Annotated in this window: 7 protein-coding genes and 2 pseudogenes; 1 reads left to right on the forward strand and 8 read right to left on the reverse strand. The window is 69.6% G+C overall.

What is annotated here, in order from left to right; genetic code table 11:
• Positions 1-212: 212 nt before the first annotated feature.
• From ABIA38_RS44395 to ABIA38_RS44415, 5 genes and pseudogenes are all read right to left on the reverse strand, one after another.
• Positions 213-812 (reverse strand): hypothetical protein, encoded by a 600-nt coding sequence (locus ABIA38_RS44395; RefSeq protein WP_424644755.1) that lies wholly within the window; start codon positions 810-812, stop codon positions 213-215.
• Between the two features lie 63 nt (positions 813-875).
• Positions 876-1,774 (reverse strand): annotated as a pseudogene (locus ABIA38_RS44400) (transposase); the annotation flags it as partial.
• A 7-nt stretch (positions 1,775-1,781) separates the two neighbouring features.
• On the reverse strand, positions 1,782-2,108 hold the full coding sequence (locus ABIA38_RS44405) for a hypothetical protein (RefSeq protein ID WP_424644748.1): 327 nt from the start codon (positions 2,106-2,108) through the stop codon (positions 1,782-1,784).
• 125 nt (positions 2,109-2,233) lie between these two features.
• Positions 2,234-2,602 (reverse strand): hypothetical protein, encoded by a 369-nt coding sequence (locus ABIA38_RS44410; RefSeq protein WP_424644749.1) that lies wholly within the window; start codon positions 2,600-2,602, stop codon positions 2,234-2,236.
• A gap of 144 nt (positions 2,603-2,746) precedes the next feature.
• Complete coding sequence (locus ABIA38_RS44415) at positions 2,747-4,300, reverse strand: hypothetical protein (RefSeq protein WP_424644750.1); 1,554 nt, start codon at positions 4,298-4,300, stop codon at positions 2,747-2,749.
• Positions 4,301-5,003: 703 nt separating this feature from the next.
• Between ABIA38_RS44415 and ABIA38_RS44420 the strand changes: the two are divergent.
• Positions 5,004-5,676 (forward strand): annotated as a pseudogene (locus ABIA38_RS44420) (TetR/AcrR family transcriptional regulator).
• A gap of 383 nt (positions 5,677-6,059) precedes the next feature.
• Here the strand turns inward: ABIA38_RS44420 and ABIA38_RS44425 are convergent.
• The 3 genes from ABIA38_RS44425 to ABIA38_RS44435 form a co-directional block, all read right to left on the reverse strand.
• Positions 6,060-6,626 (reverse strand): hypothetical protein, encoded by a 567-nt coding sequence (locus tag ABIA38_RS44425; RefSeq protein WP_424644751.1) that lies wholly within the window; start codon positions 6,624-6,626, stop codon positions 6,060-6,062.
• Positions 6,556-6,801, reverse strand: coding sequence for a hypothetical protein (locus ABIA38_RS44430; protein ID WP_424644752.1), 246 nt, complete (start codon positions 6,799-6,801; stop codon positions 6,556-6,558). Before ABIA38_RS44430 ends, ABIA38_RS44425 begins: the two co-directional genes overlap by 71 nt.
• Before the next feature lie 1,990 nt (positions 6,802-8,791).
• Entirely contained in the window at positions 8,792-9,127 is a 336-nt protein-coding gene (locus ABIA38_RS44435) for a hypothetical protein (protein WP_424644753.1), read from the reverse strand.
• Positions 9,128-9,406 lie beyond the last annotated feature (279 nt).

Consider the following 9,406-nt stretch of genomic DNA (forward strand, 5'->3'; position numbering starts at 1 on the left):
AGCTGCTCGCTGGGGATCCACGCGAGCCTCGTCAGCCGCGGCACCAGCCCGCGCTGCTGAATGGTGGCGTCGGCCGGTCCTGCCCCCGAGTCGATCAAGACCACATTGGTCCCTCGACGATGCGGCCGTGAGGTCGATTCCCGTACGTAGACGGCGATATGTGCGCGGTTCGTGGTGACCGGGTCGACGGGGCATCGCGCTTAGCTTGACACTTATCCTGTGCGCCTCGGTTTGGTGCCCTTCTGGTGGTGGCTCGGTCTGGTGTACGCCTCACCGGTTTTGACGATGCGTCCCACGTCGAAACGGGCAGCGCGCGTGCGGTTCTTCGAGCCCTTCGGCCGTCCCGGCCCTGCCCGGGACGGTTTGGGCGCACCGGCGGGACGGAGCACCGTCGGGTGCAGGTTCCGAAAACCCCGGCGGACCCTGGCCGGGGTGAGCCGGCCCGGTGCGGCGGGCTTCTCCCAGGGGCGCCTCAGGTCGGCGGCGAGCGGCCGGGCGAGGAACAGCTGGGCGTAGGCGGCGATCACGATCCATGTCCACCGGTCTGCCGCTCCGGGATCGCGGAGCCGAGGCTTCGTCCAGCCGAGGGTCTGCTTGAGCAGGCGGAACGTGTGCTCGATGTCGAATCTGCGCAGGAACGACTGCCAACAGCGGTCGACGTGGTCCTCGGTGGCGTCGGTCTTGGACCACCACAACCAGATCGGCTTCGGGTCGCCACCGCTGGGCAGGTGGTCGACCCGCAGCCGGACCACCGTTCCCGAGATCAGCGGCAATTCTCCGTCGAACCCTTCCCACGCGCTGCGGCGGGTCAACCGGGGGTGGAGACGATCCCACGCGGTCGCGACCGCGGTGCCGTATCGAGTCGTCCCGGTGGTCGTCGTGACCTGCGGCTCGCCCCAGGTCTCGGGCTGCCCGAAGACGAACTCGCCGCCGTGCTTGGGCGGTCGGCCGCCCTTCGGGTCGTAGACGCGCGCAGGCGTCGACCGGCGCATGACGCGGTCCGAGCGCATTCGGCCGAGCACTTCGACCACAGGCCCGCGAGGAGGAAGGCGATGCGGGGGACGTCGTAGCCGGCGTCGAGCACGACGAGCATGTCCGGGTCACGCGGTTCGTACTGCCCGGCCATAACCAGGCGTTCGACGACCGCGCGGACCTGGACGGCGGTGGTGGCCGCGACGTCCTCGCCCGGCCCGAGCCGGATCGCGTCCAGGACCACGGTCCACGAGCTTCGGCCCGGCTCCAGCGCCGCGACGATCGAGTACGGCCAGCCGAGCACCATCTGGTGCTTGCCCTCGCCCCGGCCGAAGGTGTGGCAGAAGGAGCGGTCCGGGCTGGTGTCCGCGTCCGGTCGCAGCCAGGGCGAGACGTCGACCGCGAGTACGATCCGCCCGTCCACGGCCCTGGGCAGGGGCAGCCGAACCAGCGCGTTCCGCAGCCGGTCGGTGTCGATCCGGCCGTGGTTGACCGCGTCGTGGAGCGCTCCGTGGCCACGGCGATGTTCCGGCGCCGGCGACAGCCCGACCAGTGTCCTCACCGGCCCGTCCGCACACAGCACCGCATCCGCCAGCTCGAACAGCGCATCACCGCGACGGGTCAGACAGGCATGGAACTCGCCCCGGAAGTGGGCCAGTTCCGCGAATGCCCCCACCCGCCCCGGTTCGCACGGCAAACTCGTCACCACGGCCTTCGCCCCGATCCTTCGTGCGTCTTGGTCGAAGCACAGGATCAGGCGAGGGCCGCCTACGTCATATGCGATCGTCGAAAGCCCGGACACACGAGCGTCAGACTGCTACCGAGCGCGAGTCCTCGTGAAGTCCGAACTCCCTGCAGACGGCAGCAAGAGCCTCTGCCGGGTCGGGCGTGTCCGTGCGGATGAGGCCCTCGACGATGAACGGCGCCTGGCCGTGCGGACCCGAATCGACCTGGACGCGGGCGGAACCGACGCTGAGGAAGTACACGTTGTCGTCGTCGCCGGGATGGGTCACCCGCAGCCGCTCGACCGTCAGGCCGCGCAGAAGGCGACGAGCACCGCCGAGAACATCGTCCAGCGGGCCGCCGCTACGGTCCGCCGGCCCCCACAATCTGCCCCTCGTCAAAGATTCACTCATGCGGTGCATCATCCAACACCTGACGTGCGCTCACAGCACGAACAAACCCCGAAGGTTAAACGACAAGCTTACTGGGGGCACACATGACATTGACTGACCATGCGGTCACCGCGTCCCCATCCGCATCAGGTGCCGGGCGCACGCCACGGGGGTTCGTAACCCTCGGGATACAGGTCCAGACCCACTTCGGTGAGCTGATCCCGGGTGAGCGGCGGCATGAATCCGTCCGGAAAGAGATGCATGATCGGTTGGGGGCCGAGGTTCTCGTAACCGTGCTCCGAACAGTCCAGTGCCAGGAGATGGGGTCCCTCTCCGCACCCTCCCCACGAGTAGCTGCGGTCGTGGGACAGGCATACGTACCCGAACGACGTGCAGTTGTCCGCTGCGGAGGGTTCGTAGTAGTCCGGGTCCAGGACGACTCGGACCACGATGTCCCGAGGGTCGTCGCGGGGAATCGGGCGCGGATCACGCCACAGCAGTTTCGGTGGAAGCACGCGGACACTTTCTCGCGTGATGGCCTGGCTGGAGCCAAGGGGTTCGAAAACACAGGCTCTTGCCTTGGCTGAACCCAATGTAGATTCACCACGGCCCGGTCCCCTTGCCGAGGACCGGACCGCTTCGCTCCGGTCGGGTCGGGGTCAGCCCATGGGCTTCCAGTTGGAACCGGAGAACGAGCCGTCGGGGTTCTGGCGGTTGTCGTACATGCGGCCGTCGAGGCCGAGGACGACGAGGTCGGCCCGGCCGTTACGGTCGACGCTCGCGGCGGGGACACCGACGATCTGGCCGGCACCGGGGCCACCGATATCGAACCACTCGTCGCCGAACACTCCGTTCGCGCTGCTCTGACGGTTCGTGCTGATACCGCCACCCTGGTTGCGGGTGAATGCCACGATCCGCCCGTCGCCCGCGGTCACCGCCGCAGGTGCGCCGATTCCGCCGGCGTCGGGGCCGCCGCCGAGCGCTCCGGCTGCCGTTGCCCAGCCGCCGCCGGGGGAGGCCTGCCAGAGCGTCATGGTGTAGGAGTTCCCCGGGTTTTCCGGCGTCTGCACCATCGGATCCTGGCTGTCGAGCTGGCGGTAGAGCAGTTCCAGCCGGCCGTCCAGGTCCATTACGACCGTCGGCGCGCTGGTGGGCGCGACGGGGAGGCTGCCGACGGGACTGAAGTCCTGGTTGATCGCGGGCTGGTACCAGTGCAAAACCGAAGCGGTGTCATTGCGGGGCGCCCAAGCGAACAGCTCGATCCGGCCGTCCCGGGTGGTGAAGGCCGCCGGGGCCTCCTGGATCCCGGCCCCGGCAAGGTCGATCGAGTCGCTCCAACTTCCGTTCGGGGACGTCTGCCGGATGGTGCTGACCCCGCCGCCCGCGTTGCGGACGAACACTGCAAGCCGACCGTCCTGATTGGACGCCGAAACCGGGGCGCTGACCTGCAGCGCATCGCCGGGCGCATTGGGGTTGCCGAGCGCCCCCCACCTCCAGCCACCTCCTGGCAACTGGTAGCTGGAGACGATCTCGCCGGTATCGGCCCGCCGGCCGAAAACCTCGATCCGGCCGTCCTGGTCGTGTCCCACCGATACGCCGGCCGCGAGCAGCCCGGGGGCCTGGTCGTGGACTGTCGGCCCCGACCAGCCACCCGGGCCTTCGGTCCACTCGAAGAGCTTGCCGCTCTCCACCGCGAAGGCGTGCAGCCACCGATTCGTGTCGGAGGTCACCGACTGGGCGGAGCGGGGCATCCGGGACTGCTCCCGGGACTCCCAGCACTGGTAGGGCGCCTTGCCGGGGTTGCAGGCCGAGGGAAACGTGCCGTCGTCGAGCCGGGGCAGCAGCGGGTCTTTGGGCCCGTAGCCGTCTTGGAAGGTCGTTTTCTTCTCCGTGGTCTCGGCACGGGAGAGGTTCGCCGGCGTGTCCTGGATGTTGTAGTCGCGGTAGTGCTCGACGACCACGCGGTGCGAGGAGCCTGCCGATGACCTGTTGTACCGGGCGACGGCCTCGTCGGCGAACCGGGCCGCAGCGGTGTGGTCGGGGTTGTCGCCGTGGAAATCCGCTGGGAAGTTGAGCTCGCCACCCAAAAGCGGGTCCGGCGCGGGATCCTGGACCCGGACCAGCGTGGGACTGCTGTCGGCGAGGAGCGAGGTCAGGACATCGCCCAGGCCCGGACGGTCGTACTGCTGAGGCCACTTGCCATCGTCGGACATGGTGAGTGTGGGTTCCGTGCCGCCACTCCAGATCCGGTTCAGGCCCCCAGACCCGCGTACCTGTCCGCCCCGCCGTCATGGAGGTTGAGAAAGTACAGGTTGACGTTTCCGAGCGCGCGGTGCTCGACAGTGTGCGTACCTATCGATGCCTCGTCGTAGCTCCAGCAGGAACCCGAGCAGGTCGGCTCCCCGAGCATGCGGGAGTACGCCGCCATGGCGCCCTCCTGACGCGCTTTGGCGTACTCGACGCCGCGGTCGGCCTCGCCTGCGCTGAGGTAGATCGTGGTGATCGGGACGTTCGCCTTGATGTTGTTGGACAGGTCGGATTCATGAACAACAGATCGTCGTCCTCGTGGGCGACGATCTGCACGATTCTCGCCGCAGGCTGAACCGCCTGGGCCGGCTGAGCCGGCGTCACAGGCACAGCTACTGCCGTCATGACGAGAGCGGCGAGTACTGCTCCCAGTCGTCTGCGCCGCATAATGCTTCCCCCTCCTCGATGGTCGCGACAGGCCTGCCGCAACGTATGAGAGCCCGGACGTACCCGAGTTCGGCTCTCGGGCTACGTCACAATCCCCGGCCCGCCGAAGGGATCGAACCCTGCTCTGTCACCGACTCGGTTCCGATGCGCTTGCATCGGAACTGTAGCCCAGGAACCGATACGCTCGCATCGAATACGCATCGACCAACGGAGCCCCCGGGCATGCCCGGACAGGTTGATCACGAGGACCGGCGCCACCGCATCGCCGAGGCCGTCTGCCTCCTCGCTGACGAACCCGGACCGGAGGGCGTGACCCTGCGCGATGTCGCTGCCGCGCACAGATGTCGATGGGCGCCGTGTAGCGCTGCTTCCGCGGCAAGGAAGAGATGCTCGTGTTCACTCTCGGGAACATCGGCGAACGGATCAGCGAACGCGCCCGGGCTCGCCTCATCCGGAGCCCGGCCCCATCGGCCGCCACCGCCGTGGGTCACGCAATCACCGAAGTCGCGCTGCTCCGGGGAAGAACATCACGCCGAGGCACGGATCCGGCTCGCCTTTGTCGCGCAGGCCGCGGTCAGTGAGCCGCTCGCGGACGCGCTGAAGGCCGGTCATGCAGCCCTGCACCAGGCGTTCACCCAGCTCATTCGGGAAGTCGGCGAGAGCGCCGGACACGCCGCGCCCGGCCAACGCCCTCCTCGCCCTCGCCGACGGCCTCACCGCCCACGTCCTCATCGGCCGCCTCACCTCGCAAGAGGCACAGCATGTCCCGCACGCGCACCCGGGCAACCTCCGGGAGCAGCACGCCCTGGCGGATGACCTCGGCAAACCGGGTCGACGCACCCGCTCACCGCCGAATCGGCGCATATCGGTGCCCCGACAGCGATCGTTCGCATGACCGACGCCTCAGAGGCGCCGGCCGCACTCACGGGCCTCGACGCGTACACGCGCCCGCCGCCCAGCCCAGGGCCCACTGCGGCGGGCGTGACTCCGGACTCGACGACGACGCGTACGACGCCCTGTGCACGGCATCGAGTGGTGCCGAGCACGAGCACCTCGATCACGTGGTCGCCGAGCTGCCCCCGAGAAAGGTGGCCGTACCCACTACGCCCCCGCGGCGGCCCGAGCCTCGGCGATCAAGGCATGGCACACCACGAGGATCGTGGCGGAGATCGGCGAGGTAGCTCGCGCGATCGACGGCCGAGGCGTCGGTCAGCGCCTCGGCCCACGCCGGTATCGTCTCCTCGGGAAAACCACCGAGAGACAGAGCGAGTACGTCGATCAATCCGGCGCGCGCGGCCGCGGCCTCGAACCGGGCCCGGATCGTTCGGTTGCCGGAACGGTACCGGCATCGGCGAGTCGTCCTCGCAGGTCGTCGTAGCCGGCGGAGATGTCCACCTGCGGCGGAAGCACCGGGACACCGTGGCGTCCGGCCAGGAGCACCGGCACCGCGACGGTCCCCACCCACTCCTCGAGCAGCCGCAACTCGTGCGCGAGGATCGTCCACACCCCGGTGTGGGGTCGGCGCAGACACACCGTCGGGACCACCGAGAACACGATCCGTTCCCCGAGCGGCGCACCGGCGACGACATCCCCCACACGCACGCCCACGCCACTGCCGGGGCGCGGCCGCAGATCCAGCGGCACCACCGTCTCCGGCGCGCTTGCCGGGTCGTCGGGGTGGATCGTGCCGATCCGGGTGGCGATCTCGGCCGGCATCCGGTGCTTGGCCGTGTTGGTGTGCTTGACCAGCAGTTGCAGGGGATGGTCGTCGACGTCACGCCGGCGGTACGGCTGAAGCCGTCCGATCCGCTCCGCCGACGTCGATCCGGCCCGCAGCGGCGCCAACCGCCAACCGCTTGCCGTTCTTGAGCCACTTCTCCCACACGTCGGCACTCGAGCACGCCGGCATCTCGATCCGGACCGCCTCCTCGTTCGTCAACAAGCGCCCGAGCCGCGCCTCGACCTCGGCGTACAAGTCGTGCTCCAGCGCCGCACGCAATTGCGTGAGGGCATCGGCCACCAGCCGAGGCAGGGCGGGCCTGGGGGAGCGGGGCGATCGCCTTGACCACCACCTCCTCCCGCTGTCCGCGCACCACGCTGTCCAGGGTGAGCGGGCCCCCGGCGGAGTAGACCTGGGCGAGCCGCAGCGCGCGATCGATGATGTCGTCCACGTGAGCCAAGGTGGCGACCATGTGGAGCTGGTGACCCGCGAGCCAGGAACGATCCGCATCCGCACGACGCATCAAAGAAGTACCAATCCGCAGGGAACCCACACCGGGTTCGTAACAACCGTGAGGCGACGACACACCCCACCCCAACACCCGGTCAGGCGTGATCGGTTACTCCTCGAAACCGTCGACTTCGCCACGAGGCCGGCGTCGTCGAACGACACCGGCCCGGCAATTTCCCCCGGTCCCCCCCGAGGGAGCCGGCACGAGCCGGCACCACCCAGCGATGCAGACATGCCCACCGCATCCACCCAGCAGCCACCCACCCGAGCTGCGCCCGGCTACCGCACGAGTCCTGCGACCTTGCTCAGCGCTCCTCGGCGACGGGGCGTCTCGACATGGAACTACCGGCGCTTCCGTCCCGCCTCCGACGGCAAATCCGACAGGAGGTCCACTCCACCACCGACCCCGCCCCTGCGGATCGCAGCGCTCACGCCTTCGGGCCCGGGCACGTCGTACACCGCCCACCCCGTGCCGTCCGCCGCGGCGGGTTGCCCAGTGGCAGCGAGGACCCCGGGCAGGTCCGCGTGCAGTCGCGCACCGGCCCCGTCCGGGCCCGCCGCGGCCAACGCGGGCACCAGCCTCGGGATCACGACCCCCTCCCGAGCGGGCAGCTTCCCGCGGTGTACCCGAGCACCGTCGCCGGGCCCGCCACACACCGGGCAATCGCCGCGCGCACGTCGGCACGCGCCCCCCAACAGGCGTCGAGAAGGATCGTCCGCGCCCGGATCCGACCTTTCAGAGTGTCCAGATCCACCCACCCGTCCCAGGATTCGCCGGCTCCCACGAAGACCCCACCGTCCTCAACCGGATCGGTGTGCGCGAGGACGATCAGGAGATCGACGTCGAGCGTCCAACCGGCGCGCATCTCGTCCGGTGTCCCACCGGTGACCACGACGAGGGACCCACACCGACCACTCTTCGGATCACACCAGCCAGCGTCCTGGTGATCCTCTGATCCTCGGCCACCCGTAGGACACGACGGCAACACGCAACTTTGGAAGCATTCCGCCGTGTTCCGCCCGTGGCGTGACAATCTCTGTGTTCGACATCGCACCAGCATGGGTCCTCGCGGTTGCCCGGCGCGCCGAGTCACACCAATCCGGCATCCACCACGACAGGCCGCAGCACACACCCCGAGCGCCGGACGCCTCTCCCGCCGGAGGAGCAACTGCCGCTGTGAAGTTGTGGTGGGGTGTGGTGGTGGCCGTGTGGGTATGTCGTCGATGGTGTGGCAGGTCGTGCGTGGTCACGGCCGCGTGGGGCCCTGGTCGCGTCGTTTCGGTGCGGTTTTGGGGCGTCGTGGAAACACCGTTCCGCAGGTCGGTGTCCTGCAACTTCCCTGTGCGCCGCCCGTTTTCCCGCTTTTACCGGAACGTCCTGCCCGCGTCGTCGGAATGCCGTTGTCGGCGTCGTGGTGGCGCGGTTTCCGTGTTCCTGGGGGAAGCCGGTGTTCCGACGGCCGGGTCGTCCGGACTTCCGAGACCGGGACAGGAAAAAAGGGGAAGGGGAGTGGTGGTGACCGGTGCACCCGAGGGCGATCGGCGGTCAACTCGCGGTGCATGGCTGCCGCGTTTCCGCCCCACAGTGCCGGCGGCCGCGCGGTCCGGGGGCAAGTGATGGCCCGTCTCGCGGGGTTGGAGGCCCGGGGCGTGTCGACCCCCGGGCACCTACGCCTGGTGGCGGCCGCGGCGGGGAAGTCACCGCGGACCCTGCAGCGCCGGCTGCGGACGGCCCGCGGGGAAGGCCGTACCACCCCTCGTCCACGGCCGCGGTTCACCATCACCGCCGACCCGCGCGCCCGGCGGGCGCCGTTGCCGGCCGCGGTCCGCGGGGTGATCCTGTGGCGCGGACGCCGGCCGGAAACGACTGGTACCCGATGTTCGTCCCGTTCGTGCCGCTCGTCTCGGTCACACCGGCCACCGTCCCGACCCGCGGCGGATCGGCGGCGTCGATCCTCGCGGGCGCCGCACTCGGCGCCGCCATCGCACCGCCGCCGGCCGACGCGGCCGCGTTCGGACTGCCCGCGCACATCCGGCCGATGGTCGCGTACACCGCCACGATGGTCGCGTACACCGCCACGATGGCTGCGTACTCCGCCACGATGGCCGTCTGCACCGCGTCGATCGTCCCGATTCTCGTACTCCTCCCCGGCTTTCGGCCGACCTGGGAAGGGTCGCCCTCGAGGCTTTCGACGGGCGGCCGCCCGCCCCACCGCCCCACTCCGGGAACCCGCCGTGACGCACCACGTCTCGGCCATCGGGAACCCGCCGTGACGCACCACGTCTCGGCCATCGGGAATCCGCCGTGACGCACCACGTCTCGGCCATCGGGAATCCGCCGTGACGCACCACGTCTCGGCCATCGGGAATCCGCCGTGACGCACCACGTCTCGGC

The organism is Embleya sp. AB8 (genome assembly GCF_049739465.1).
Lineage (GTDB): Bacteria > Actinomycetota > Actinomycetes > Streptomycetales > Streptomycetaceae > Embleya.